The following is a 24,695-nucleotide window of genomic DNA, read 5'->3' as shown; positions in this document are numbered from 1 at the left end:
CGGTTCGCCGTTTTCGGGACGCCTGACGGTCACAATCGCGACAGCGACTGTAACAATCTGGCGTTGCGGACACGGCCGAGAAACCGTGGCTTCGGCGTCCCACCCGGAGCCCTCTTCCTCACACAGGCCGGGGGGCCAGATTGAAAGTTCCAATGAAGAACGCGCTTCGAGCCGTATTGCTCGGCTCTGTCGCGGCGACCAGTTTCGCCGTGCCCGCTATCGCTACCGCCCAAGAGCAAGTCGCGGTTGACGAAATCGTCGTCACCGGTTCGCGCATCCGCCGCGACACCTTCAATGCGCCCGTGCCGCTGTCGACCATCGACTCCGAGCAGATCGTCGCCTCCGGCGCCGTGTCGCTGGGCGACATGCTCATGGACCTGCCGATGATCAACGCGGCCAGCAACTCGCAGAACACGTCCTCGACGCTGTTCCTGGCCGGTCAGTCGCGTGCCGACATCCGCGGCCTTGGCCCGACGCGCACTCTGGTGCTGCAGGACGGCCGCCGGATCGTCTTCTCCGACGCCTCCTCGCCGGCCGTCGACCTGAACCTGATGCCGGCCATGATGGTCGACCGCGTCGACACCGTGGCGGGCGGCGCCTCGGCGGTCTACGGCTCGGAAGCCATCGCCGGCGTCGTCAACCTGATCATGAAGAAGGAATTCGACGGCCTGCAGATCGAGGGCCAGGTCGGCACCTCGCAGGAAGGCGACGGCGAGACCTTCCGCCTCTCGGGCATGTACGGCACGAAGCTGCTGGACGACCGTCTGAACATCCTGGTCGGCGGCGAAATCTCGCGCGAAGAGCCGATCTTCCAGGTCGACCGTGACTGGGGCTATCCCGGCATCCGCCGCAACACCCTGGCCAACCCGCAGACGGTGATTCCGGCCAGCAAGACCAACACCACCCCGACCGCGACCTTCCAGCTGCTGCCGGGCGCCGTCGGCGTCGCCCGCGCGGTCACCCTCGACTACCGCAACCCCTCGCAGGTGGTGCGCCTCAGCGCCCCCTGCTCGACCCCGGCCGTCCAGCCGACCTGTCAGGACGACGCCCTGTTCTACTCGGCCTCGCTGAACGCCCTGCAGGCCAAGTCGCAACGCGGCACCATTCGCGGCTACGCCGACTACCGCATCACCGACAACATCAAGGCCTTCGCCGACATCACCTACTCCAAGGTCGACGGCTACGGCTTCTTCCAGCCGCCGTTCTCCAACGCCCAGGGCGGCGGCACCATGCCGGTCGTGCTGCGCGGCGATAACGCTTACCTGAACGGCGCGGGCTCCACCGCGGCGGCCCTGCGCGCCGAATGGCTCGCAGCCGGCAAGACCCTGACCCAGGGCTCCACCGCCCAGGTCGGCAAGTTCTGGACCGAGTTCGGCGGCCGTGACGTCAAGACCGAGCGTGAGACCCTCCGCGTCCTCGGCGGCATGGAAGGCGACTTCGAGGCCATCGGCCGCAAGTTCAACTGGGATTGGTACGCCCAGTTCGGCAAGACCACCGGCACGACGACTTCGTACAATGTGCCCCAGGTCGCCCGCGTCCAGCAGGCCACCGACGCCGTGCTGGTCAACGGCCAGGTCGTCTGCCGCGACGTCGCCGCCCGCGCCGCCGGCTGCGTGCCGTGGGATCTGGTCAACGGCGCCAATCAGGCCGCCGTGGCCTGGACCAACGCCAACTCGGTCACCGACCAGGAGGTCAAGCAGACCGTCGTCGCCGCCAACATCGGCACCGACCTGTTCGAACTGCCGGCCGGCCCGATCGGCTTCGCCATGGGCGCCGAGTACCGCAAGGAAGAAAGCTTCTTCGCCCAGGACGCCCTGGGCGCCACGGGCGCTCTGTTCTTCAACGCCATCGGCACCCGCCAAGGCGAGTACGACACCAAGGAAGCCTACGCCGAACTTCGCGTGCCGCTTCTGAAGGATCTGCCGTTCGCCCAGGAGCTCACCTTCGAGGCCGCCGGCCGCATCGCCGACTACTCGTCGATCGGCAAGACCGACCAGTATCAGGTCCGCCTGGAATGGGCCCCGGTCGAGGACGTCCGCTTCCGCGCCTCGCAAGGCACCGCCGTGCGCGCGCCGAACATCGTCGAACTGTACTCGCCGCAGAGCCGCAACTTCACCACCGCGGCCATCGACCCCTGCGACAAGGACAGCTACGCCGTCGCCAGCGCCGCCAACAAGGCTCTGCGCCTCGCCACCTGCTCGGCCGCGATCGCGAACTACAACCCGGCGACCTTCGTCTCGAACTTCGGCACCGGCCGCCCGTCGCTGCCGCTGCTGCAAGGCGGCAACCCGGACCTCGGCCCGGAAACCGCGAACACCTACAACCTCGGCGTCGTCGTCCAGCCCCGCTGGATCCCGCGGCTGCAGGTCTCGCTCGACTTCTTCAAGTACAACATCTCCGACCAGGTCGGCACGATCCCGATCAACACCCTGCTGCAGGACCTCTGCTACCAGTCGACCGAGGCGTACGCTTCCAACCCGTTCTGCTCGCTCATCGTGCGTGACCCGACCGGGACGAACGGCGGCGCGGTCCCGGGCGGCGTGGTCGAGGTCATCTTGACCAACCAGAACGTCGCCAAGGTGAAGGTCGAGGGCTACGACGCCTCGGTCCAATACGGCCTCGACTTCGAAGAAATGTTCCAGAAGTCCTGGGGTCAGCTGCTGTTCCGCGCCGACGCCACCTGGATGTACCGCTGGGCCCAGCAGGGCCTGCCGGGCCAGGCCTACACCCAGTTCGCGAACACCATCACGAACGCGACCCCGGAGTGGAAGGCGCAAGCCAGCGTCCAGTGGAACTACAACGACGCGTCGTTGACCTGGACCACCCACTACATCGGCTCGATGGCCTCGACGACGGCCTTCACCCCGACCCAGCTGTCGCCGTACTACACCGGCGATTACTACAGCCACGACCTGCGCGCGGCCTACACGATCAACGATCAGATCTCGGTGCGCGGCGGGATCATCAACCTCACCGACGAGAACCCGCCCTACCTGCCCGAAACCTTCCAAGGCGTCGGCACCGGTTCGTCGAACTTCGACAACCGCGGGCGCTTCTTCTACGTGGGCGCGACCCTGCGTTACTAGGGTCTCGAAAGGCCGCCCGCCCGCCCCACGGGCGGGCGGCCGACAGACCCGAACGGCCACAGAAAACCCGCCGGAGCGCACGCTCCGGCGGGTTCTTCATTTCGGCTTCGATGTTCGGCTAGGCCGGAACCGACTGGCGGTTCGGGGCGAAGCGGGCCAGGCGGCCGTGGATGATCTCCTCGGCCTCGCGGACGATGCGGCCGATCAGCTCCTCGCACGACGGGATGTCGTGGATCAGGCCCTGGACCATGCCCGCCGACCAGATGCCGTGCTCGGGATCGCCGGCCTCGTAGACCACCTTGCCGCGGGCCCCGGCGACCAGGTCCTTCACGTCCTCGAACTTGGCGCCGCCGCGGCGCTCGATCGCCACCACCTCGTCGGAGACGGCGTTCTTCGCCACCCGCGCGGTGTTGTGCATCGTCCGGAAGATCAGGTTGGTGGCCCGCTCGTCGTTGGCGACGATCTGCTCTTTCACCTTCTGGTGGATCGGGCTTTCCTTGGTGCACATGAAGCGGGTGCCCATGTTCACGCCGTCGGCGCCCAGCGCCAGCGCCGCCACCAGTCCGCGCGCATCGCCGAAGCCGCCCGAGGCGATCATCGGGATCTTCACCTTGTCGGCCGCGGCCGGGATCAGGATCAGGCCGGGGATGTCGTCCTCGCCGGGGTGACCGGCGCACTCGAAGCCGTCGATCGAGATCGCGTCCACGCCCATCCGCTCGGCCGACAGCGCGTGGCGGACCGCGGTGCACTTGTGGATCACCTTGATCCCGTGCGCCTTGAAGTGGTCGACATGCTCCTGCGGCTTGTAGCCGGCGGTCTCCACGACGGTGACGCCGCTGTCGATGATCGCCTGGCGGTACTCGGCATAGGGCGGCGGGGTGATCGCCGGCAGAATGGTCAGGTTCACCCCGAACGGCTTGTCGGTCAGCTTGCGGCAGCGGTCGATCTCGCGCCGCAGGTCATCCGGCGTCGGCTGCGTCAGGGCCGTGATGAAGCCCAGGCCGCCGGCGTTGGCGACCGCCGCGACCAGTTCGGCCCGGCCGACCCACTGCATGCCGCCCTGGACGATCGGATGCTCGACGCCCACGAGCTCGGTGAAACGGGTTTTCAAGGCCATCGCGCCCTCCAAACGTTTGTTTGGACGACACTGAGCCCGCCGACGCCGCGTCAGGCAAGCCGTTTGGAGCGCAGACCTACTGCAGCCCGGTGCGGCCGATCGCATAGAAGCGGTCGGCGCGCTGCTTCTTCAGCTGCTCGGTGGTCATGTCGGCGATCTTCGCCAGTTCGTCGGCGATCACCTCGCCGACCAGCGCGACCATCGCCTCCTTGTCGGAGTGCGCGCCGCCCGGCGGTTCCGGAATGATCCGGTCGACGATCTTCATGCCGATCAGGTCCTGGGCGGTGATCTTCATCGCCTTGGCCGCTTCCTCGGCCGTGCGCGCGCCGCGCCACAGGATCGAGTTGGCGCCTTCCGGCGGGATCACCGAATAGATCGCGTGCTCCAGGATCAGCACCCGGTTGCCGCAGGCGATGCCCAGCGCCCCGCCCGAGCCGCCCTCGCCGGTGACGATGGCGATCATCGGCACTTCCAACATCAGGCTCTTCTCGGTCGAGCGAGCGATGGCCTCGGCCACCCCGCGTTCTTCCGAGCCGACGCCCGGATAGGCGGCCGGGGTGTCGACGAAGCTGATGACCGGCAGGTTGAAGCGCTCGGCCAGCTCCATCAGGCGGATGGCCTTGCGATAGCCCTCGGGCCGCGCATAGCCGAAATTGTGTTTCACCCGGCTGACGGTGTCGCGGCCCTTTTCGTGGCCCATCACCACCACCGGCTGGCCGCGGAATCGGCCAAGGCCCCCGATCAGCGCCTGGTCGTCGGCGAACTTGCGGTCGCCGCGCAGTTCGACGAACTCGTCGATCAGCCCGCCGACATAGTCGATGAAGTGCGGACGATCCGGGTGGCGCGCGACCTGGGTCTTCTGCCAGGCGTCCAGCTTGGAATAGGCCTGCTTGCGGACTTCCTGGGCGCGGGCGCGGAGCGCCTCGATCTCGGCGTCCAGGGTTCCCGAGCCGGTCGTTTCCGACAGCTTCGACAGTTCCTCGATCTTCGCTTCGAGGTCGGCGATGGGGCGCTCGAACTCGAGATAGTGTGCGGCCATTCGAGGAATCTTCTCTTTCCGTTTGCGGAAGGGGCGGAAACTAGGCGCGAAGCGCCCGCCTCACAACCCCGAGGAACAGCCATCGGGCGCCCCGCGTCAAGCTGGCAGCCTCCCAGCGCTGCAACTGCCCCGGCCCGCTCACGTTTTGTTGCGAACCAGGGAGTCCGCCGATGCACGTCACCAAAGCCGTTCTCACCGCCGCCGCAGCCGTCGCGATGATCGCGCCGCCGGCCTACGCCCAATACCAGGGCCAGTATCAGGGGCAGTACCAGCCGCCGTATCAGAACCAATACCCGCCGACCTACCAGAGCCAGTATCCGGCTCCGAACCCCTACTCCGACCCGCGCCAGACGTCGCAGTCGCAGTACGACCAGAGCCGCTACCAGTCCGACCGCGCCGCCTACGAGCAGCAGCGCCAGGCCTACGAGGCCGACAGAGCCCGCTGGGAACGCGCGCGCGAGCAGTACGACCGCCAGTACGGCTACGGCGCCTACGCCCAGGCCTACGGTCCGGCCCCGACCTGGAACGAGCCGAGCTACCAGCCGGCGACCGGCGCGCCATCTTCCAGCCAAAGCCGCTTCGACTACGAACAGCGGTTGGCCGCCTATGACCGCGCCCGCACCGACTACGACCGCCGCTGGGGCGCCGGCGCCTACGAGCGCGCCTACGGCCCGCCGCCGGTCTGGACCGCCGACACCTACGCCCAGGACGCCTCGACCACCGCCTACATGAGCAACGATCCGTCCTGCACCAACAGCAAGACCAACCGCTCGATCGGCGGGGCGCTGATCGGCGCCCTGCTCGGCAGCGCGCTCGGCTCCAACGTCGCGGGTCGCGGCGTGCGCACCGAAGGCGCGGTGCTCGGCGCCCTGGTCGGCGGCGGCATCGGCCTTGGGGTCGGCCGCGCCTCGGCGAAGTGCGACGAGCGCGGCTACTACTACAGCTACGACCAGACCATCCCGTACCAGGAGAGCGACTTCGACCGCTCGCGCCAGTCAGGCCAGTACGCCTACGGCGACTATGACCGCATGCAGTGCCGCCTGGCCCCGGCCCAGGTCTCCAGCAGCGAGCAACGCTACGTCCGCGTCTGCCCTGACGGCTCGGGCCGGTACCGGATCACCAGCTGAGTCATCCTTCTCCCCTTGCGGGAGAAGGTGGCCCGCGCAGCGGGTCGGATGAGGGGTAAGCGACCTCGCCGCCCCTACTTCTTCGCCAGCGGGTGCTTGCTCGCCACCACCTCGCGCAGCCGCTCGCCGGCGACGTGGGTGTAGATCTGGGTGGTGGCGATGTCGGCGTGGCCGAGCAGCTTCTGCACCACCCGCAAGTCGGCCCCGCCCTCCAGCAGGTGCGTCGCGAAGGCGTGGCGCAGGACGTGCGGGCTGACCCGCGCCGGGTCGATCCCGGCGTCGGCCGCCGCCTCGTCCAGCAGCTGGGCGAACCGCCGCGGGGTCAGCCGCCCGGCCTTGCTGCGCGAGGGAAACAGCCACGGGTTTGCGGCGTCGCCCTTCGGCAGGAAGGTCTTGCGGACCTCCAGATAGGCCTTCACCGCGGCGCGTGCGGCCTCGTTCAGCGGCGCCAGCCGCTCCTTGCCGCCCTTGCCCTTGACGATAAGATAGGCCGGATCGCGCGCCAGCACCGACAGCGGCAGCGCCGTCAGCTCCGAGATCCGCAGGCCCGAGGCGTAGGCCAGCTCGATCATGCAGGCCAGCCGCAGGCCCTGGCCGCCGTCGCGCGCCCCGGCCGCGGCGATGATCGCGTCGACCTCCGCCCGGCTCAACACCTTGGGCAACGGCCGTCCCTTCTTCGGCGCGTCGACCCGGCGCGAGGGATCGTCGCTGCGCCAGCCCTCGCCCAGCACGAACCGATAGAACTGCCGCACGGCCGAGCGCCGCCGCGCCGCCGTCGCCGGCGACATGCCGCGGTCGCTCAGCGCCGCGAAATAGGCCTCGACCTGCTCGGCTCCCGCGGTGCTCAGATCGACGCCGCGTCCTTTCAGGAAGGCCTGCGCATCGGCCAGATCCTTGCCATAGGCGGTCAGCGTGTTGCGAGCGCTGGCCCGCTCGCCGGCCATCATCTCCAGGAAGGCTTCGATCCAGCCGGCGCCGTTCATCTCTGCGCCAGCAACCCTTCGACGGCGAAGGCCCGCGCGTCGGCGTCCAGTCCGGCCAGCCGCAGCGCCCGCACGATGCGCGCCCGGTCGCCGGTGGTCGGCCCGGCCGCCCCGGCGTCGGCGCTGATCCACAACGCCAGCAGCGCGCTCTCGCCCATCAGCTTCGCCTCGCCGGCCAGGTCCAGCGCCAGGCCGCGCGCCACCGTCGCCTTGCCGGGCTCCGCCCCCGCGAACTTCGCGAACTCTCCGCGCGCCTGCGGCGTCATCGGCGCGCCCAGCGCCGCCAGCAGGATCCCCGCGTTCTGCATCTTGCCGCGGACCTTGGCGTCCGAGACCGCGCCGCGTTCGACCAACCGGTCCAGGGTCGGGCCGTCCGGCTTGCCGCTCGCCGCTGCGATCAACCCGTCCAGCAACGCCAGCTCGTTGACCGGAACGGAGTCGGCGGTCAGCCCGGCCCGCAACGTCTGCGCCGCGGCCAGGTCGCCGGCCGCCACCGCGGCGATCGCCGCCTGCAGCGGACCCGGCCCGCTCTCGACGCTCCAGGTCGCCGCGCCCGGCTCGCTGGTCGCCAACGCCGCGGCCACCGCCGGCGCTGGCGTCGCCGCGCCAAGGTCCAGCCCCAGGCTGCGCGACAGCGCATAGTCCAATCCATTGCGCAGCGAGGCCGCGCCGGAATTACCCGCTCCGGCCAGCTTGGCGCCCATCAGCCGCCCGTAGACGGCGTCGCGCGCCACCCCCTGGGCCAGGTCGAAGGTCACATGGGCGGCGTCGGACTGGCCGGCCCGCGCCTGGCAATAGGCCCGCAGCCGCAGCCAGTAGATGTCCTCGCGGCCGCTCGCCAGGCTGTCGCCGATGCTGCAGGCGCGCTCGTCCTGGCCGGCCAGCAACGCCGCCTCGGCGCCCGCCTGCGCCATCGCCGGATTGCTCTCCAGGCCCGAGGTCCGCGACAGGATGCTCGCAGCGTCCTTGATCCCGCCCTGGGCGATCAGCGCGGCGATCCGCGCCCCGGCCAGGTCGCGATCCTGGGCGGCGCCCTCGGGGCCGTTGGCGCCGGTCGCCAGCACCCGCCGGGTCAGCGCCGCGGCGGCCGGCGACAACGGCTTGGCGGCCACCAGCGGCAGCACCGTGCGCGCCGTCTCCAGCGAGGCCCCGCGCCACAGGTCGGCCGGCAGTCCGGTGTCGCGCGCGCCGTTGGCGAAAGCATCGGGGGCGGCCAGCGGCGTCACTTCCACGGCCGGCTGCGCAAAGGCGGGAACGGCGCCGATCAGGACGGCGCCGAGGGTCAGGACAGTAAGCTTACGGCTCATCCTTGCCAGCTTTGCAGTAGGGTCAACTTGGCGTCGAGGCACATGCTCGTGTAAGACCCTGGCCGTTCATGGACCGTTACACACCGCTGCGCGCCCGCACCATCACCCTCGTGGGCCTGATGGGGGTCGGCAAATCAAGCGTCGGCCGCCGCCTCGCCAACGCGCTCGACCTGCCGTTCAAGGACGCCGACGTCGAGATCGAGGCCGCCGCCGGCCGTTCCATTCCCGACATCTTCGCCGAGATGGGCGAGCCCGCCTTCCGCGAGGGCGAGCGCCGGGTGATCACCCGCCTGCTGGAAAACCCGCCGCACGTACTGGCCACCGGCGGCGGCGCGTTCATGAACGACGAGACCCGCGCCCTGATCAAGGAACGCTCGATCTCGGTCTGGCTGAAGGCCGACCTCGAGGTGCTGGTCCGCCGCGTGTCGCGCAAGGACAGCCGCCCGCTGCTCTCGGGCAAGGACCCGCTGGCCGTGCTCACCGAGCTCGCCGAGAAGCGATATCCTGTCTACGCCGAGGCCGACATCACCGTCGAAACCGGCGACACGGCCCACCACGTCACCGTCGACCAGGTGATCCGCGCCCTGACCCGTCACCTCGAGGAACAAGCCCCATGAGCCGCACCGTCCGCGTTGGCCTCGGCGATCGCGCCTACGACGTCGTGGTCGGCGGGGACCTGCTCGGCCAGGCCGGCGTGCTCCTCGCCCCGATGCTCAAACAAGGCCGCACCGCCATCGTCAGCGACGAGACAGTCTGGGCGCTGCACGGTCAGCGGTTGACCGACGCCCTCGCCGCGGCGGGCATCTCGTCCCAGGCCATCGTCGTGCCGCCCGGCGAGCCGACCAAGAGCTGGGACGGCCTCTCCGACGTCTGCGACCGGCTGCTCGAGCTGGAACTCGACCGCGGCGACCTGATCATCGCCTTCGGCGGCGGCGTGGTCGGCGACCTCGCCGGCTTCGCGGCCGCGATCTACAAGCGCGGCGTCGACTTCATCCAGATCCCCACCACCCTGCTGGCCCAGGTCGACTCCTCGGTCGGCGGCAAGACCGCCATCGACACCCCGCGCGGCAAGAACCTTATCGGCGCCTTCCACCAGCCGCGGCTGGTCCTCGCCGACCTCGACCTGCTGGCCACCCTGCCCGACCGCGAGATGCGCGCCGGCTACGCCGAGATCATCAAGTACGGCCTGCTCGGCGACTTCGCGTTCTTCGAGTGGCTGGAGGCCAACGGCCCGGCCGTACTCGCCCGCGATCCCGACGCCCTGGCCTACGCCGTCGCCCGCTCGGTCGAGATGAAGGCCGAGATCGTCGAGGCCGACGAGAAGGAAGCCGGCCGCCGCGCCCTTCTCAACCTCGGCCACACCTTCGGCCACGCGCTGGAGGCCGAGACCGGCTACGGCGAAGCCCTGCTGCACGGCGAGGCCGTCGCCGCCGGCAGCGCCATCGCTTTCCGCTTCTCGGCCGCCCAGGGGCTGTGCTCGGCCCAGGACGCCCAGCGCGCCGAGACCGCCATCGCCGCCGTCGGCCTGCCCACCCGCCTTGACCAGGTCGGCTCCGGCGCCTTCGACGCACGCAAGCTCGTGCGCCACATGGGCCAGGACAAGAAGGCCGAGGGCGGGCGCCTGACCTTCATCCTCGCCCGCGCCCTGGGCGATGCGTTCGTCGCCAAGAACGTCGACGGCCAGGCCGTCCGCGACTTCCTGGTCGCTGAAGGCGCGCTTCTGTGACGATCTTCGCCGTCCTCGCGGGCCTGGCGCCCGTGCTGGTCGTTCTGCTCTCGCTCTCGGGCCTGATCTCGGCGGCCGAAACCTCGATGACCGCCGCCAGCCGCGCGCGGATGCACCAGCTCGAACGCGAGGGCGACCGCGCCGCCAAGCGCGTCAACCGCATGATGGCCGATCAGGAGAAGATGATCGGGGCCATCCTGCTCTCCAACAACGTCATCAACATCGGCGCCTCGGCGCTCACCACCGTGGCGCTGTCCACGGCGTTTCCCGGTCCGGTCGGCGCCCTGCTCGCCACCGCGGTGATGACTGTGCTGATCGTCGTGTTCAGCGAGATCCTGCCCAAGACCCTGGCCATCGCCCGCGCCGACGACGTCGCCCGCGCCCTGTCGATCCCGACCTGGTGGGTGGTGCGCATCTTCGGCCCGCTGGCCAACGGCGCCCAGTGGATCGTGCGTCAGACTCTGCGCCCGTTCGGCATCAAGCTGTCGATGGAGACCGATGTCCTGGCCGCTCACGAGGAGATCCGCGGCGCGGTCGAGTACCACCACTCCGAAGGCCTGGTCGCCAGCAGCGACCGCCACATGCTCGGCGGCGTGCTGGACCTGTCGGAGATGGACGTCACCCAGGTCATGGTCCACCGGCGCTCGATCTCGATGATCGACGCGGCGCTGTCGCCTAAGGAGGTGCTGGCCGAACTCCTGGAGACCGGTCACAGCCGCGTGCCGCTCTATCGCGACGACCCGGAGAACATCGTCGGCGTGCTGCACGCCAAGGACGTGCTGACCGCCCTGGCCGGCGCGCCGCTGGAGACCATCGACCTGCCGGCCCTGGCCCGCGAGCCGTGGTTCATCCCTGAGACCACCTCGCTCAAGGACCAGCTCGCCGCCTTCCTCAAGCGCCAGAACCATTTCGCCCTGGTGGTCGACGAATACGGCGCCCTGCAGGGGCTGATCACGCTTGAGGACATCCTCGAGGAGATCGTCGGCGAGATCGAGGACGAGCACGACAGCGCCCTCGACGGCGTGCGCCGCCAGGCCGACGGCGCGGTGGTGGTCGACGGCTGGGTGGCTATCCGCGATCTCAACCGCGCCCTCGACTGGGACCTGCCCGACGACGACGCGGTCACCGTCGCAGGCCTGGTCATCCACGAGGCCCAGACCATTCCGAAGGTCGGTCAGACCTGGACGTTCTATGGTCATCGCTTCCAGATCGTGCGGCGCGAGCGCAATCAGATCACCGCGATCAAGATCTCACCGCCCCAGCGGAGCGAACAAGACTAGTTCATTAGGCGTAGCCTCTTGACCTAGCTGATAAAACAACTTTGGTTTGCAGCCTAAGTCGGCACAGTTCTGGGGCGCCGTGCGATACCGTGAGCATGACTGAGACGACGTCCGCCAGGATCGAGGCGCTGGAAGCGCGCTTGGCGAGCGCCCGCGCGGCCCTCGCCGAAGAGACCGTCCGCGCCGACGCGCTCAACCGCATCGCCGCGGCCATCGGCGCCGGCGGCGACCTCGAGCAGATCGTACAGATCGTCGTCGACGGCGGCGTGGAGCTGACCGGCGCCGCCTTCGGCGCCTTTTTCTATACGGCCTTCGACGACAACGGCGACACGCTGACCCTCTACTCGCTGTCGGGCGCGCCGCGCTCGGCCTTCGACCACTTCCCGATGGTCCGCAAGACCGCGGTCTTCGCGCCGACCTTCAACGGCGAAGGCATCCTGCGCAGCGACGACATCACCGCCGACCCGCGCTACGGCCGCAACGCCCCGTTCCAGGGCATGCCCAAGGGCCACCTGCCGGTGCGCAGCTATCTCGGCGTGCCGGTGATCTCCCGTTCGGGGGAGGTGCTGGGCGCGCTGCTGTTCGGCCACCCTGAACCCGGCCGCTTCTCCGAACGACTCGAGCACCTGATGGCCGGGGTCGGCGCCCAGGCGGCCGTCGCCATCGACAATGTCCGCCTGCACCAATCCGCCCGCGCCGAGGTCCGCGAGCGCGTGCTGGCCGAGGAGCGCCAGGTGCTGCTGCTCAACGAGCTGAACCATCGGGTCAAAAACACCCTGGCCTCGGTGCAATCCCTGGCCCGCCAGAGCCTGGTTAACGCCAAGGATATCGACACCTACTACAAGGCGTTCGAAGCTCGGCTGATGGCCCTCTCGCAGACCCACAACCTGCTCACCGCCCAGAACTGGGAAGGCGCCAGCCTGTTCGACATCCTGGCCGCCGAACTGCGTCCCTACAGCGGCGGACGCCAGGGCGGCGGCGCGCGCTTCACCCTCCAGGGCGACCAGGACGTGCGGCTGCGGCCCAAGGCGGCGGTGGCGCTCGGCATGGCGTTTCACGAGCTGGCGACCAACGCGCTGAAGTACGGCGCCCTGTCGACGCCGGCCGGCCACGTGGCGCTGCGCCTGCGCCTCGACGACCAGCAATCCGACCGCCGCCTGATGATCGAATGGACCGAGTCCGGCGGGCCCAAGGTGGTCAAGCCGGAGCGCCAGGGCTTCGGCAGCCGACTTCTCGAGCGCGGTCTTGCGGGAGAACTCGCTGGCCGCGTCCGACTGGACTATCATCCAACAGGATTATCCTGCCGGATGGATCTTCCCCTTCACGTCTTGGAGCCCTCCGAATGACCGGACTTAGCGACCTGGCCGGCCTGCGGGTCCTGGTGGTCGAAGACGAGATGATGGTCTCGATGCTCATCGAGGACATGCTCGAAGACCTGGGCTGCAAGGTGGTCGGGCCCGCGTCTCGGCTCGAGGAAGCCATCGAACTGGCCAACAGCGTCGAGCTCGACTGCGCGGTGCTGGACGTGAACCTCGGCGGCCAGCCGATCTTCCCGCTCGCCGACCTGTTGCGCGAGAAGGGCGCCCCCTTCGCCTTCGCCACCGGCTACGGCGACGCCGGCCTGCGCGAGGCCGACAAGGGCTCGCCGGTCCTCCAGAAGCCCTTCCGCGAAGGCGACCTCGCCCGCATCCTCGGCGAGCTTCTTCCGCGGGTAGGATAATCCGACGTGACCATTCTGGTTTCGGCCACGGCAAGCGTCGTGGCCAGCCTGCTGGCCGCGACCGCAGCGCCGACGCTCCCCAAGGCTATCTCCACTTCGAACTTCCGGTCGGCCGCTCCGACAACGTGCGCTTCCGCGAGGGGCTGATAGACTTCTCCTACACGTACCGCCCCGGCGGCTATCCCATCTCCCACGTGGGCGAACTCGGCGACGGCCGCTACGAAATCACCATTCCGACCGATTGCAGCCAGTCGGACATGGTCCTCGGCGACATCATCCGCGGAGCCGCACCCCGGGATCGCATCCCGGAATTCCTCGCCGCCGCACGTGCGAGCGCCCGCTGCCGAGCCGGCGTCCCGCCGCTGCGCATCGAGTGGCCCATCACCTAGATCCTCCCCCGCTGGGGGAGGTGGATCGGCGCAAAGCGCCGAGACGGAGGGGGACCGCTCTCAAGCAGCGGACGTCGATGTCCCCCTCAGTCAGCCGTTCGGCTGGCAGCTCCCCCAGCGGGGGAGCACCCGACGCTTACAGCCCCTTCGCCATCAGCCCGGCCAGCACCTTGTCCGGGGTCATCGGATAGTCGCGGAGGCGCACGCCGGTGGCGTTGTAGATGGCGTTGGCGATCGCCGCCCCGGCCCCGGCGATGCCCAGTTCGCCGACCCCCTTGATGCCCATCGGATTGGCCTTGTCGTCGGCCTCGTCGAGGAACATCGAGTCCAGGTCGACGATGTCGGCGTGCACCGGCGCCAGGTACTCGGCCATGTCCTGGTTCATAAGCGAGCCGAAGCGCGGATCGACGGCGTTGACCTCGGTCAGCGCCGTGCCCACGCCCCAGATCATCCCGCCGGTGATCTGGCTCTTGGCGGTCTTGGCGTTGAGGATCCGCCCGGCGGCGAACACGCCGAACATCTTGCGCAGCCGCACCTCGCCGGTGACCTGGTTCACCCCCACCTCGGCGAAGTGCGCGCCATAGGTATGCTGGGAATAGTCGCGCGCATCGGCCGCCGGCGAGATCGAGCCCTCGACATAGACCCCGTCGGGCGCGGCTCGCCGCACCAGCGCCGCCAGCGTCTCGCTGCGGTTCTCGATGGCGATATTTCCGTTCTCGAAGGTCACGTACTCGGCCGGCCCGCCATAGAGCGGCGAGTTCGGATCGCCCACCGCCAGTTCGGTCAGCGCCCGGCGCAGGTTCATCCCGGCCTCGAACGCCGCCGATCCGGCCGTCGCCGCCCCGAACTGGCCGCCCGAGCCGGGGGCCGGCGGGAAGTCGGAGTCGCCGATCTCGACCCGCACGTGGCCCAGCGGCACGCCCAGGGTCTCGGCGGTGATCTGCTGCAGGATCGTATAGGTGCCGGTGCCGATGTCGGTCATGCCCTGGCGCAGGGTGATGATCCCGCCGGCGTCGATCCGCACCCCGGCCTTGGCCGGCAGCAGGAAGTTGCCGCGGATCGCCGCGGCCATGCCCATGCCGACCATCCAGCGCCCGTCGCGGACCTGGCCAGGGACCGGGTTGCGGCGCTCCCAACCGAACCGCTGCGCGCCCTCGGTCATGCAGCGCACCAGCTGGCGGATCGAGAACGGCTTGCCGGTCTCCGGGTCGATGTCCGGCTCGTTGCGGATGCGCAGCTCGATCGGATCGAGGCCGAGCTTCTCGGCCAGTTCGTCCATCGCGCATTCCAGGCTCAGCATGCCCGGCGCCTCGCCCGGCGCCCGCATCGGCCCTGCGTGCGGCAGGTCCATCCGCACCAGGCGGTGGCCAGTCAGCCGGTTGGGCGCGGCGTAGAGGTTGCGCGAGAAGTTGGCCGCGTGCTCGGTGAAGGTCGCCGCCCGCGCGCAGTGCGTGGTCGCCTCGACCGCGAAGGCGGACAGCCGCCCGTCCGGATCGGCCCCCAGCCGCACGCGCATGTTCACCGCCGGGCGGTGGATGGTGCCGTGGAACATCTGCTGGCGGGTGTAGGCGACCTTGACCGGCCGCCCGAGCTCCCGCGCCGCCAGCGCCGACAGGATCAGGTCGTCGTAGGGCTGCCCCTTCCCGCCGAACCCGCCGCCGATGTAGCGGGTCAGCAGGTGCACGTCGGTCGACGGGATCGCCAAGGTCTCGGCCAGGGCGTGCTGCCCGCCCTTCACCATCTGGATCGAGGTGTGCACCGTGACCTTGTCGCCCTCCCACCAGGCGACGGTGGCGCAGGGCTCCATCTGCACATGGTTCTGCAGCGGGCTGAAATAGCTCTCGTCGATGGTCACCGGCGCGGCGGCGAAGGCGCCGTGGAAGTCGCCGATGTGCACGTCCTCCTCGTCCGGCGGCAGGGTCGCCTGGTCGAAGCTGGCCAGGAAATCGACCACCGCCGGCTCGGTCGCATACTCAACCTTCACCAGCTCGGCCGCGGCCCGCGCGTTCTCGAAAGTGTCGGCCACCACGAAGGCGACGCTCTGGCCGTAGTACTCGACCCGGTCGCTCCCTAGCGCCGGGTTTGAGGCCCTCTGGCTGCGCGGATTGGCCCGCGTGCCCCGCGGCGCCTGGGTCGGCACGTTCAGGTGCGTCCAGACCAGCTGCACGCCCGGCGAAGCCTCGGCGGCCGCCGTGTCCACCGACGTCACCTTCCCGCGCGGGATCGTCGCGGTGACCAGCACCCCGATCGCCGGCGGCGAGGGCGCCACGGTGTCATAGGCGTAGGGCGCGGTCCCGGTGACCTTCAGCGCGCCTTCGTAGCGGTCGACGCCCTTGCCGATCACGCCGCCGCGGTTCTCGGTGACGGGGTTGGGCGCAGCCCAGTCGCGGACAGAGGTCATCGGGCGCTCCCGGCGTCTTCGATGGTCGCGGCCGCCAGCCGGCGGACCAGGGCGATCTTGTGCGTGCGGCGGTCGTCGGCGTCGGCGCGCGCCACTTCGGCGCTCGCCGCCTCGGCCGCGCTCGCCCCGGCCGCCAGCGCCTCTTCAGCCCTGGCCGCGCGCCAGGGCTTGTGCGCCACCGCGCCGAACGCCACCCGCCCGCCGGCCACCGCCACCATGGCCAGGCCGTGCGCGTAGGACGCCCGGTCGCGGACCTTGGCGTAGGCCTGTCCGCCCGCCGGCGGCGGCGGCAGCACCACCGTGGTGATCAATTCGCCGGCCGCCAGGTCGGTCTCGACCTGCGGCGTCGCCCCGGGCAGCCGGTGCAGCGCCTCGACCTTGATGGTCCGCGTCCCGCCGTCGGGGGTCATCGTCTCGACGCTGGCGTCCAGCGCCGTCAGCGCCACGGCCATGTCCGAGGTATGGGTGGCGATGCAGGCCTCGCTGGCCCCGAAGATCGCGCCATAGCCGCCCGGCCCGCCGATCGCGCTGCAGCCCGAACCCGGCTGGCGTTTGTTGCAGGGCTTGGCGGTGTCGTAGAAATAATCGCAGCGCGTCCGCTGCAGCAGGTTGCCGGCCGTCGTCGCCTTGTTGCGCAGCTGGCCCGAGGCGCCGGCCAGGATCGCCCGCGCCAGCACCGGATAGAGCTCGCGCACCTTCGGATGCGCCGCCAGCTTGGCGTTGGTCATCGCCCCGCCGATCCGGAGGCCCCCCTCGGCGGTCGCCTCGATCCCGGCGAACGGCAGCCGCCCGACGTCGACCAGGTGGGTCGGCCGTTCGATCTCCAGCTTCATCAGGTCCAGCAGGTTGGTGCCGCCGGCCAGGAACTTGGCGCCCGGATTTTCGGCCACCGCCTTCACCGCCGCCTGGGCGTCGCTGGCCCGCTCGTAGGTAAAGGGCTTCATGCCGGCTCTCCGGCCAGGTCGCGGATCGCCGCCAGGATCTGCGGATAGGCCGAGCAGCGACAGATGTTGCCGCTCATCCGCTCGCGGATCTCCGCGTCGCTCAGCGACGTCGGCGCAGTCAGGTCGGCGGTCTCGCGGCTGGCCCAGCCATCGGCCGCCTCCTGCAGCATGCCGACCGTCGAGCAGATCTGTCCCGGCGTGCAGTAGCCGCACTGCAGGGCGTCGTTCTCCAGGAACGCCTGCTGCACCGGATGCAGCGCGCCCGGCTGACCCAGGCCCTCGATGGTCGTCACCTGGTCGCCGTCGTGCATCGCCAGGATCGAGAGGCAGGAATTGATTCGCACGCCGTTCACCAGCACGGTGCAGGCGCCGCACTGGCCGTGGTCGCAGCCCTTCTTCGAGCCCGTCAGGCCCAGGTGCTCGCGCAGGGCGTCCAGCAGGGTGGTCCGCGGATCGACGTCGAGCGTACGCGCCGTCCCATTGACCGTGATCGTCGTCTGCATCCCCACCTCCCCAGATGTGAGCGCTCACATACGCGTTTATTATGTCGGCCCAGCTACGAACGTTCAAACGCTCGTTCCGGTCCGCGATAGAAGTTTTAGGCCGCCTCGCCGGGCGCGATCGCCTTCACCGACAGCGCATGCAGCGGGCCGGCCAGTTCGTCGGCCAGGGCCTTGTAGACCAGGCGTTGACGCACCACCTTCGACACCCCGGCGAAGGCCGCGGACTCGATCAGCACGTTGAAGTGACTTTCGCCGCCCTCGCGGGCGCCGCTATGCCCGGCATGCCTGTCGGAGTCGTCGACGACTTCGAGCCGGGTGGGCGAAAACGCCGCGTTCAGCTTGTGGTGGATGGCCTCAAATATGGCGCCCATCGTATCGATGTTCAATTCTTGAAAGGGACTCAGGGAGCTTCATACTTGGGCCATGGCCGGCGCGTTTCAATACAAGCCTAAGTTCGTCGATATCCGTGTGCGTCCCCCCGGTTCGGAGGAGGAGGCCAAGCGGAACGACGATGTCTATGCGCTGAAGCCCGGCGAACGGGCTTGCGACCATCCGGGCTGCCGGACGGCGGCGACGGCGCGCGCCCCGAAATCCCGCGACATGCTCAACGAGCACTACTGGTTCTGCCAGCCGCACGCGGCCGAGTACAACAAGCAGTGGGACTTCTTCGCCGGCATGAGCGAGGGCGAGATCCGCAAGCGCCAGGCCCAGAGCGCGGTCGGCGACCGCCCGACCTGGCAGTTCAAGGCCAGCAAGTTCTCGCGCGAGGCCGCCGGCGCCGCCCACGGCTTCGGCAAGGGCGAAGGCTACGCCGACCCGTTCAGCCTGTTCGGGGCCGGCGCCAAGCCGCAGGCCAAGGCCGCTGAGCCGGCCCGCCGTCTCGGCAAGCTCGAGCGCAACGCCCTGGCCGACCTCGATCTCGACGAGGACGCCGACGGCCCGACCATCCGCGCCCGCTACATCGAGCTGGTCAAGCGCACCCACCCCGACTCCAACGGCGGCGACCGCTCGGCCGAACACAAGCTCCAGCGCGTGATCAAGGCCTACCAGGTCCTCAGGAAGGCCAAGATGGCCTGAGGGGCGACGCCGGCGCACGCTGGACGAACAACCGGCCGCTGTAGTTAAGCTTGTCGCACCCTCCGAGAAGGTGCGCGCCATGAGCGAAGACGTCATCGAGGCCAAAGAGCAACGCCACCCGATCGCCACGGCGATGACCCGGATCACCTTCTTTCTGGGCGTCGTGGCGACCTTCAATATCATCGGAAGCGCCCAGGGCCTGATTACGCTCTCGCTTAGCATGAAGCTGCTCGTGGCGATTTTCCGCGAGATCCAGAACACGCTCTATGGCTGGCTGCCCTTCCATCTGCCGGACCGCACGCGAGACGCCCTGACGATCCTCGGGCTCGGCCTGGCGGCGATCAACGGCCAACTTCTCACCACTCGGGGAATCTCATTCCTCGACATGCTCAGGTCGTTTTGGGGCAACGAGAAGGGCAAGGCGGCGATCGACGACATGATGGCCGATCTACCCAGGCGCCGCTTCGAGTACCTGTTCTGTGCGCTCTGCGTGACGGCCTTCGTCGTCTTCTTTTGTGTCGCAATCCCGCTCATCGGGGTCGTCGTCCTGCTGTCGCTCGTCTCGATTGGCGTGTCGCTGGTTCCCCTAATCGCGAAGCAGCAGCTGATCCCTCATACTCAGGCTTATCGGCTGCTCATGATAAGCTGGATGCCAGGAGCCATGGCGCTGATGACCATCATCGCCGCCTCCTTCTTCAAGCGAGCGCTGCTTTGGACAGCGGGCTGGCTCCTTTTGCTCCTGCTGCTCAACGAGGTCGCGCGCCTCGTGGAGCCGCACCTGGGCGACTACGTGAAAACGCTCGCCAGCATGAGCTGACGCCCTATCCCGGGTTCTCCGGGAACTGCTTGGCGCTGTCGCAGATCTCGTACCAGGCCGGCTTGACCGACACCCACTCGTGGAAGCGGTTGCGCACCTGCGGGTCGTCGTCCAGGCAGTGGGCGGCGATCGGGAAGCTCTCCGCCTCCGAGGCGATCTCCCCCAGCCCGGTCCCGCAACGGCGGCAGAAACACCGCGCGTACTTGAACGGCGGGTCGGGCAGATAGCTGGCGACGTCCTCGCGCCCGGCGATCCAGTTCAGCGTCTCGCGCGCCACGATCACGAACGTCCCCGCCCCGGCCTTGCGGCAGCGCGAGCAGTGGCAGGTCCCCATCATCGTCGGCGGCGCGGCCAGTTCGAACCTGACCGTCCCGCAGTTGCAGCTTCCCCGGATCATCCTCGCCTCCTTCATTGCGAAGATCCTGCTCGCCCCCTGCCGCCAGCATGCTGTCAGCAGGCGCGCAGCTCAATAAGTTTCAATTTGCAAGTCAAGGCGCGTCTGCTAGCACCCGCCCCGGCGCGCAGGTGCGCCGCGAGGGCGTATCGATGAGCAGCTACCACCTGAACCGCCGCGATCTCGACTTCCTGCTGTTCGACTGGCTGAAGATCGAGGACCTGCTTGCGCAGCCGCGCTTCGCCGACCATTCGCGCGAAACCCTCGACGCGGTTCTCGACCTCAGCGAGGGCCTGGCCGCCGAAGTGTTCGTCCCCGCCTACAAGCCCGCCGACCAGCGCGAGCCGTGGCTCGACGCGGCCGGCGTCCACGTCATCCCCGAGATCGCCGACGCCGTGCGCCAGTACGCCGCCGCCGGGTTGATGGCCGGAACCTTCGAGGCCGATCTCGGCGGCCTGCAGCTGCCGATCGTCGCCGCCAGCGCCTCGATGGCCGCGTTCATGGCCGCCAACATCTCGGCCTCGGCCTTCCCGATGCTGACCATGGCCAACGCCCGGCTGATCGCGACCTTCGGCACGCCCGCCCAGGTCGCCGCCTTCGCCCAGCCGCAGATCGCCGGCGAGGCGCTCGGCACCATGTGCCTGTCCGAGCCGCAGGCCGGCTCCTCGCTCGCCGACATCACCACCCTGGCGACGCCCGACGGCGACGACGCCCTGGGCGCCCGCTACCGCCTGCGCGGCGGCAAGATGTGGATCAGCGGCGCCGACCACGACATCACCGGCGACATCGTCCACCTGGTGCTGGCCAAGACCCCTGGCCCGGACGGCAAGCCGCTGCCGGGCGTCAAGGGCATCTCCCTCTTCATCGTGCCCAAGGTCCTGGATGGCGCGCGCAACGACGTCGTCGTCACCGGCCTCAATCACAAGATGGGCTATCGCGGCATCCCCAACACCGTGCTGGCCTTCGGCGACGGCGCCCACGCGCCCGGCGGCCGGCCCGGCGCGGTCGGCTACCTGGTCGGCGAGGTCGGCCAGGGCCTGGCGCAGATGTTCCAGATGATGAACGAGGCCCGCATCAATGTCGGCCTCGGCGCCGCCATGCTCGGCTATCGCGGCTACCGGCAGTCGCTGGCCTACGCCCAGGAGCGGCTGCAGGGCCGCCCGGCAGGGGCCAATGCGCCGGCCCCGATCATCGGCCACCCCGACGTCCGGAACATGCTGCTGGCCCAGAAGGCCTACGCCGAGGGCGCCATGGCGTTGATCTTCTACTGCGCGCGCCTGCTCGACGAGGAGCAGACGGGCGCCGACCCCGAGGCCGCGCGCCGCCTGCTCGACCTGCTGACCCCGGCCGCCAAGACCTGGCCCTCGGAGATGGGCCTGGCCGCCAACGACCTCGCCATCCAGATCCACGGCGGCTACGGCTACACCCGCGACTTCGACGTCGAGCAGATCTACCGCGACAACCGCCTCAACCCGATCCACGAGGGCACGACCGGCGTCCAGGGCATCGACCTGGTCGGCCGCAAGCTGGCCCGCGATCCGGCCGCCCTGGCCGAGCTGCGCGCCCGCATCGAAGCCACCGCCGCCGCGGCGCAAGGCGACGCCGTCCTCGCGGCGAACGCTCAGGCCCTGCTCGCCGCCTGGGAGCAGATCGCCGCCTTCGCCAGGGACATCGCCGCGCCGCTGACCCCGCACGCCCTGGCCGGCGCCACTAGCGCCCTGCGCGCCTTCGGCCATGCGCTGGTCGGCTGGCTGTGGCTCGACATGGCGCTGGCCGCCAAGACGCTCCCCGCCGACGCCTTCACCGCCGGCAAGGTCGCTGCCTGCCGCTACTTCTTCGAACAGGAAATGCCCCGCATCGCCCTCTGGCTCGACCTCGCCGCGGGCTCCGACATCGCCGTCGACCTCGACGCCGAGGGGTTCTGAAGCTTCCTTCTCCCCTTGCGGGAGAAGGCGAAATCAAGCCCACCGCTGCGGCGGCGCCTTGGCCTTCAGGTCCTCCAGCCGCACGCGCAGCTCCTCCAGGAACGCCTTGCGGTCGCCCCGCCAGTGCAGCGGGTCGCCGACCAGCACCGTGCAGTTCATCGGCACCGGCAGCGCCTCGCCCTTGGGCAGCACCCGGCCCGCGCCCTGCAGCCAGATCGGATAGACCGGCGCCTGCGGCACGTCCTCGGCCAGCCGCGCCACGCCGCTCTTCAGCTGCGCCATCTCCTCGCCGTCGCCGCGCGTACCCTCCGGGAAGATCAGCACGATGTCGCCGGCCTCCAGCGCCGCGCGCACCGGCGCCAGCACGTCTACCCCGGTGCCGGCCTTGTCGCGGGCCACCGGGACGATGCCGATGATGGTGTTCGACAGCCAGCTGATCAGTCCGCCGCGCAGGAAGTAGTCGGCCGCCGCCGCCGGCCGCACCCGGTCCAGGCCCTTGGACGGATAGAGCGTCAGCATCAGGATGGTGTCGACGTGGCTGGCGTGGTTGGCGGCCAGGATCGCCGGCCCCTTCAAGGGCAGCTTCTCGCGCCCGACGATGTCGGCGCCGGTGAACACCCGCGCGATCGGCCGACCGATCAGCACCAGGACGAGGCGGCGGAACCAGCGCATCAGAAGTGCCCCAGGGCGAAGTAAGCGAGGATGTGGAAGTAGAGCGGCGCGGTGAAGGTCAGGCTGTCGGCCCGGTCCAGCAGCCCGCCGTGGCCGGGGATCAGGGCGCTGGTGTCCTTGACCCCGATGTCGCGCTTGATGGCGCTCATCGTCACGTCGCCGGCGAAGCCCGCCAGCGGCAGGAAGATCGCCAGGCAGGCCAGCCCGATCCCGCTCAGCGGCGTGAACACCGGACCTAGGAACCAGATCAGCGCGCTGGTGGTCGCCCATCCGCCGATGAAGCCCTCCCAGGTCTTGTTGGGGCTGACCTTGGGCACGATCTTGCGCTTGCCGAACAGTTTGCCCCAGACGTACTGCGCCACGTCGTTGGCCTCGGTGACCACCAGCAGGAAGAACACCAGCCCCGCCGCCCCGGCCGGCTGCGCTTCGGCGGCCGGGGTGCGCATCAGGAAGGCGATGTAGCCGAGGTTGTAGACGCAGGTGACGATGGCCCAGTGGAACGTCGCCGTGGTCGCCAGGAAGGCCCGCGTCTGGCCGATGCAGGCCATCAGGAACGGGATGATCAGGAACACATAGGTCGGGATGAACACCCGATAGAGGCCGTAGTCGTCGATGACGATGAAGAGGTAGTTGATCCCCATCGCCACGAACGCCGCCAGCACGATCAGCCGGTCCTCGCGCCGCACCGGGGCCAGCGACAGGAACTCCCGCAGGGCGATAAACGAGATCACGATCATCAGCGCCGTGAACGCCTGCCAGCCCAGCAGCAGCGCCCCGGCCAGCAGCGCGATCATCACCCACCACGAGGCGATCCGCTGGCGCAGGTTGGTGAAGTCCCCCGCCGGCTTGATCACCGGCAGCAGCGCCGTGATCCCGACCGCCAGGGTCAGCACCGCCAGCACCCCGGAGAGGCCCCACAGGACCACCGGCGACTGCTGTGCAAAGAAGGCCGAGACCGCATCCATCCGTCAGCTGCTCCTGCTGGTTCGCAGCCTTGACCGTACAGCCGATGGCGGCGCAGATTCCATCCCCCCAGCAGCAAAGCCACGTCCTGTCACCTTTGAGCGCGCTCCGCACCTTCGCCGGCACGACCTTCGCCCACGTCGGCTTCGCCTTCCTGGCGATGGGCGGCTGGGCGCTCTACGCCAACGCCGGCCACGGCCTGGCCGCCGCCGCGCTCCCGGCGGTCTCGCAAGGCGTGCTCTCGGGCCTGATCACCCTGGTGCTCAAGCGGGCGCTGGAGGCGATGAGCCCGCGCTTCGCCGGGGCGCTCGCCTATGTCGTCCCGCCCGCCGTCACCGCAACGGCGACCCTCGCCCTGCTGGTCGGCGTCCACACCCTGATCGGCACGCCCGAGATCGTCCGCACCATCGCCGTGCCGTGGTCGGTCTCCACCCTCTACGCCATCGTCTACGCCGCGACCTTGGCGCGCGGCCAAGCCAAGGCTCCCAGATGACCGAAACGCCCGAGAATCGCCGCCCCCTGAAGTCGCGCGGGACCGGCTGGGCCCAGGGCCTGGCCTCGGGCCTGGCCAAGGCCGGCGCCAGCCCGGACATGATCTCGGCCGGCAGCATCATCTTCGCCCTGCTCGGCCTGCTGGCCTTCCTCTATGCGGCTGGCGACCAGACCCGGTTCCATCGCGGCGCGCTGCTGATCGGGGCCGGGGTCTGCATCCAGCTGCGCCTGCTCTGCAACCTGCTCGACGGCATGGTGGCGGTCGAGCACGGCAAGGGCGGCCCCTCCGGTCCGATCTGGAACGAGCTGCCCGACCGCATCGCCGACGCCCTGTTCCTGGTCGGCGCCGGCTATTTCGCCGATCTCTCCGGCTTCACCCTCGGCGCCCCGCTCGGCTGGGCCGCCGCGGTCCTCGCCGTGCTCACCGCCTATGTCCGCGAGCTCGGCCGCGGCCTCGGCCTTCCCGCCGACTTCTCCGGCCCCATGGCCAAGCCGCACCGCATGGCCGCCCTCACCGCCACCTGCGCCATCGCCGCCTTCGAGCCGTTCTGGGGCTGGGACGGCCACGCCGTCGTCCTCGGCCTGCTGGTCATCGTCGCCGGCGCCGCCTGGACCGTCGTGCGCCGCACCCGCACCCTCGCCGCGCGGCTGGCGGCGCGGGACGCCTAGTTACCGCGAGCTCAAATTGTTCGAGAGACGAGACGCGATCGCCGCGCGCAACAACGCTGAATGG

The 24,695-nt window shown here is 69.6% G+C and carries 24 protein-coding genes; 13 read left to right on the top strand and 11 right to left on the bottom strand.

Annotated elements, in window-relative coordinates; translation table 11 throughout:
* Positions 1 to 209: 209 nt before the first annotated feature.
* Positions 210 to 3,086 (top strand): TonB-dependent receptor plug domain-containing protein, encoded by a 2,877-nt coding sequence (locus AC1Q87_RS14600; protein WP_492609651.1) that lies wholly within the window; start codon positions 210 to 212, stop codon positions 3,084 to 3,086.
* Positions 3,087 to 3,204: 118 nt separating this feature from the next.
* On the opposite strand, the gene AC1Q87_RS14595 is transcribed toward AC1Q87_RS14600, so the two are convergent.
* The gene (locus AC1Q87_RS14595) at positions 3,205 to 4,203 is read right to left on the bottom strand and encodes an NAD(P)H-dependent flavin oxidoreductase (protein WP_492609650.1); all 999 of its coding nucleotides are present in this window, start codon (positions 4,201 to 4,203) and stop codon (positions 3,205 to 3,207) included.
* 76 nt (positions 4,204 to 4,279) lie between these two features.
* Positions 4,280 to 5,242, bottom strand: a complete 963-nt coding sequence (locus tag AC1Q87_RS14590; protein WP_492609649.1) for an acetyl-CoA carboxylase carboxyltransferase subunit alpha — start codon at positions 5,240 to 5,242, stop codon at positions 4,280 to 4,282.
* A gap of 170 nt (positions 5,243 to 5,412) precedes the next feature.
* On the opposite strand from AC1Q87_RS14590, the gene AC1Q87_RS14585 reads away from it, so the two are divergent.
* Positions 5,413 to 6,369 carry a YMGG-like glycine zipper-containing protein gene (locus tag AC1Q87_RS14585; RefSeq protein ID WP_492609648.1) on the top strand — a complete coding sequence of 319 codons (957 nt, stop codon included), beginning with the start codon at positions 5,413 to 5,415 and terminating at the stop codon, positions 6,367 to 6,369.
* Positions 6,370 to 6,443: 74 nt separating this feature from the next.
* On the opposite strand, the gene AC1Q87_RS14580 is transcribed toward AC1Q87_RS14585, so the two are convergent.
* Both AC1Q87_RS14580 and AC1Q87_RS14575 read right to left on the bottom strand, forming a co-directional pair.
* A complete protein-coding gene (locus tag AC1Q87_RS14580) occupies positions 6,444 to 7,352 on the bottom strand; it encodes a site-specific tyrosine recombinase XerD (protein ID WP_492609647.1) in 909 nt (302 codons plus the stop codon).
* Positions 7,349 to 8,659, bottom strand: a complete 1,311-nt coding sequence (locus AC1Q87_RS14575; protein WP_492609646.1) for a hypothetical protein — start codon at positions 8,657 to 8,659, stop codon at positions 7,349 to 7,351. Before AC1Q87_RS14575 ends, AC1Q87_RS14580 begins: the two co-directional genes overlap by 4 nt.
* Before the next feature lie 68 nt (positions 8,660 to 8,727).
* On the opposite strand from AC1Q87_RS14575, the gene AC1Q87_RS14570 reads away from it, so the two are divergent.
* From AC1Q87_RS14570 to AC1Q87_RS14545, 6 genes are all read left to right on the top strand, one after another.
* Positions 8,728 to 9,276, top strand: coding sequence for a shikimate kinase (locus tag AC1Q87_RS14570; protein ID WP_492609645.1), 549 nt, complete (start codon positions 8,728 to 8,730; stop codon positions 9,274 to 9,276).
* Positions 9,273 to 10,385: a 3-dehydroquinate synthase gene (gene aroB, locus AC1Q87_RS14565; protein ID WP_492609644.1), complete on the top strand. Its 1,113-nt coding sequence runs from the start codon at positions 9,273 to 9,275 to the stop codon at positions 10,383 to 10,385. Before AC1Q87_RS14570 ends, aroB begins: the two co-directional genes overlap by 4 nt.
* A gap of 2 nt (positions 10,386 to 10,387) precedes the next feature.
* Positions 10,388 to 11,665, top strand: a complete 1,278-nt coding sequence (locus AC1Q87_RS14560; protein ID WP_492610018.1) for an HlyC/CorC family transporter — start codon at positions 10,388 to 10,390, stop codon at positions 11,663 to 11,665.
* 95 nt (positions 11,666 to 11,760) lie between these two features.
* Positions 11,761 to 13,011 (top strand): sensor histidine kinase, encoded by a 1,251-nt coding sequence (locus AC1Q87_RS14555; protein ID WP_492609643.1) that lies wholly within the window; start codon positions 11,761 to 11,763, stop codon positions 13,009 to 13,011.
* Positions 13,008 to 13,385: a response regulator gene (locus tag AC1Q87_RS14550; RefSeq protein WP_492609642.1), complete on the top strand. Its 378-nt coding sequence runs from the start codon at positions 13,008 to 13,010 to the stop codon at positions 13,383 to 13,385. Before AC1Q87_RS14555 ends, AC1Q87_RS14550 begins: the two co-directional genes overlap by 4 nt.
* 125 nt (positions 13,386 to 13,510) lie before the next feature.
* Positions 13,511 to 13,774 (top strand): hypothetical protein, encoded by a 264-nt coding sequence (locus tag AC1Q87_RS14545; RefSeq protein ID WP_492609641.1) that lies wholly within the window; start codon positions 13,511 to 13,513, stop codon positions 13,772 to 13,774.
* A gap of 136 nt (positions 13,775 to 13,910) precedes the next feature.
* Here AC1Q87_RS14545 and AC1Q87_RS14540 read toward each other — a convergent pair whose 3' ends face one another.
* The 4 genes from AC1Q87_RS14540 to AC1Q87_RS14525 all read right to left on the bottom strand — a co-directional run bounded on the left by AC1Q87_RS14540 (position 13,911) and on the right by AC1Q87_RS14525 (position 17,993).
* The gene (locus AC1Q87_RS14540; protein WP_492609640.1) at positions 13,911 to 16,175 is read right to left on the bottom strand and encodes a molybdopterin cofactor-binding domain-containing protein; all 2,265 of its coding nucleotides are present in this window, start codon (positions 16,173 to 16,175) and stop codon (positions 13,911 to 13,913) included.
* Complete coding sequence (locus AC1Q87_RS14535; RefSeq protein WP_492609639.1) at positions 16,172 to 17,119, bottom strand: FAD binding domain-containing protein; 948 nt, start codon at positions 17,117 to 17,119, stop codon at positions 16,172 to 16,174. Before AC1Q87_RS14535 ends, AC1Q87_RS14540 begins: the two co-directional genes overlap by 4 nt.
* Entirely contained in the window at positions 17,116 to 17,622 is a 507-nt protein-coding gene (locus AC1Q87_RS14530; protein WP_492609638.1) for a 2Fe-2S iron-sulfur cluster-binding protein, read from the bottom strand. Before AC1Q87_RS14530 ends, AC1Q87_RS14535 begins: the two co-directional genes overlap by 4 nt.
* A gap of 95 nt (positions 17,623 to 17,717) precedes the next feature.
* Positions 17,718 to 17,993: a BolA family protein gene (locus tag AC1Q87_RS14525; protein WP_492609637.1), complete on the bottom strand. Its 276-nt coding sequence runs from the start codon at positions 17,991 to 17,993 to the stop codon at positions 17,718 to 17,720.
* A 52-nt stretch (positions 17,994 to 18,045) separates the two neighbouring features.
* Here AC1Q87_RS14525 and AC1Q87_RS14520 point away from each other — a divergent pair, with 52 nt between their 5' ends.
* Both AC1Q87_RS14520 and AC1Q87_RS14515 read left to right on the top strand, forming a co-directional pair.
* Complete coding sequence (locus AC1Q87_RS14520) at positions 18,046 to 18,699, top strand: J domain-containing protein (RefSeq protein WP_492609636.1); 654 nt, start codon at positions 18,046 to 18,048, stop codon at positions 18,697 to 18,699.
* 79 nt (positions 18,700 to 18,778) lie between these two features.
* A complete protein-coding gene (locus AC1Q87_RS14515) occupies positions 18,779 to 19,516 on the top strand; it encodes a hypothetical protein (protein ID WP_492609635.1) in 738 nt (245 codons plus the stop codon).
* Between the two features lie 4 nt (positions 19,517 to 19,520).
* Here AC1Q87_RS14515 and AC1Q87_RS14510 read toward each other — a convergent pair whose 3' ends face one another.
* Complete coding sequence (locus AC1Q87_RS14510) at positions 19,521 to 19,913, bottom strand: GFA family protein (protein ID WP_492609634.1); 393 nt, start codon at positions 19,911 to 19,913, stop codon at positions 19,521 to 19,523.
* 149 nt (positions 19,914 to 20,062) lie between these two features.
* Between AC1Q87_RS14510 and AC1Q87_RS14505 the strand changes: the two genes are divergently transcribed.
* The gene (locus AC1Q87_RS14505; protein WP_492609633.1) at positions 20,063 to 21,835 is read left to right on the top strand and encodes an acyl-CoA dehydrogenase; all 1,773 of its coding nucleotides are present in this window, start codon (positions 20,063 to 20,065) and stop codon (positions 21,833 to 21,835) included.
* A gap of 33 nt (positions 21,836 to 21,868) precedes the next feature.
* On the opposite strand, the gene AC1Q87_RS14500 is transcribed toward AC1Q87_RS14505, so the two are convergent.
* A complete protein-coding gene (locus tag AC1Q87_RS14500) occupies positions 21,869 to 22,507 on the bottom strand; it encodes a lysophospholipid acyltransferase family protein (RefSeq protein WP_492609632.1) in 639 nt (212 codons plus the stop codon).
* On the bottom strand, positions 22,507 to 23,472 hold the full coding sequence (locus tag AC1Q87_RS14495; protein WP_492609631.1) for a phosphatidate cytidylyltransferase: 966 nt from the start codon (positions 23,470 to 23,472) through the stop codon (positions 22,507 to 22,509). The genes AC1Q87_RS14500 and AC1Q87_RS14495 overlap by 1 nt, the downstream gene beginning before the upstream one ends.
* A gap of 95 nt (positions 23,473 to 23,567) precedes the next feature.
* On the opposite strand from AC1Q87_RS14495, the gene AC1Q87_RS14490 reads away from it, so the two are divergent.
* Together AC1Q87_RS14490 and AC1Q87_RS14485 are read left to right on the top strand one after the other, a co-directional pair.
* Positions 23,568 to 23,963, top strand: a complete 396-nt coding sequence (locus AC1Q87_RS14490; protein WP_492610023.1) for a hypothetical protein — start codon at positions 23,568 to 23,570, stop codon at positions 23,961 to 23,963.
* Positions 23,960 to 24,631, top strand: coding sequence for a CDP-alcohol phosphatidyltransferase family protein (locus AC1Q87_RS14485; RefSeq protein WP_492609630.1), 672 nt, complete (start codon positions 23,960 to 23,962; stop codon positions 24,629 to 24,631). The genes AC1Q87_RS14490 and AC1Q87_RS14485 overlap by 4 nt, the downstream gene beginning before the upstream one ends.
* The last annotated feature ends 64 nt before the right edge of the window (positions 24,632 to 24,695 follow it).

The sequence above is a fragment of the Phenylobacterium sp. GW823-FHT02A09 genome, from assembly GCF_058797775.1.
The sequence above is the reverse complement of the archived record's forward strand: the minus strand, read 5'-3'. Positions and strand labels throughout refer to the sequence as shown.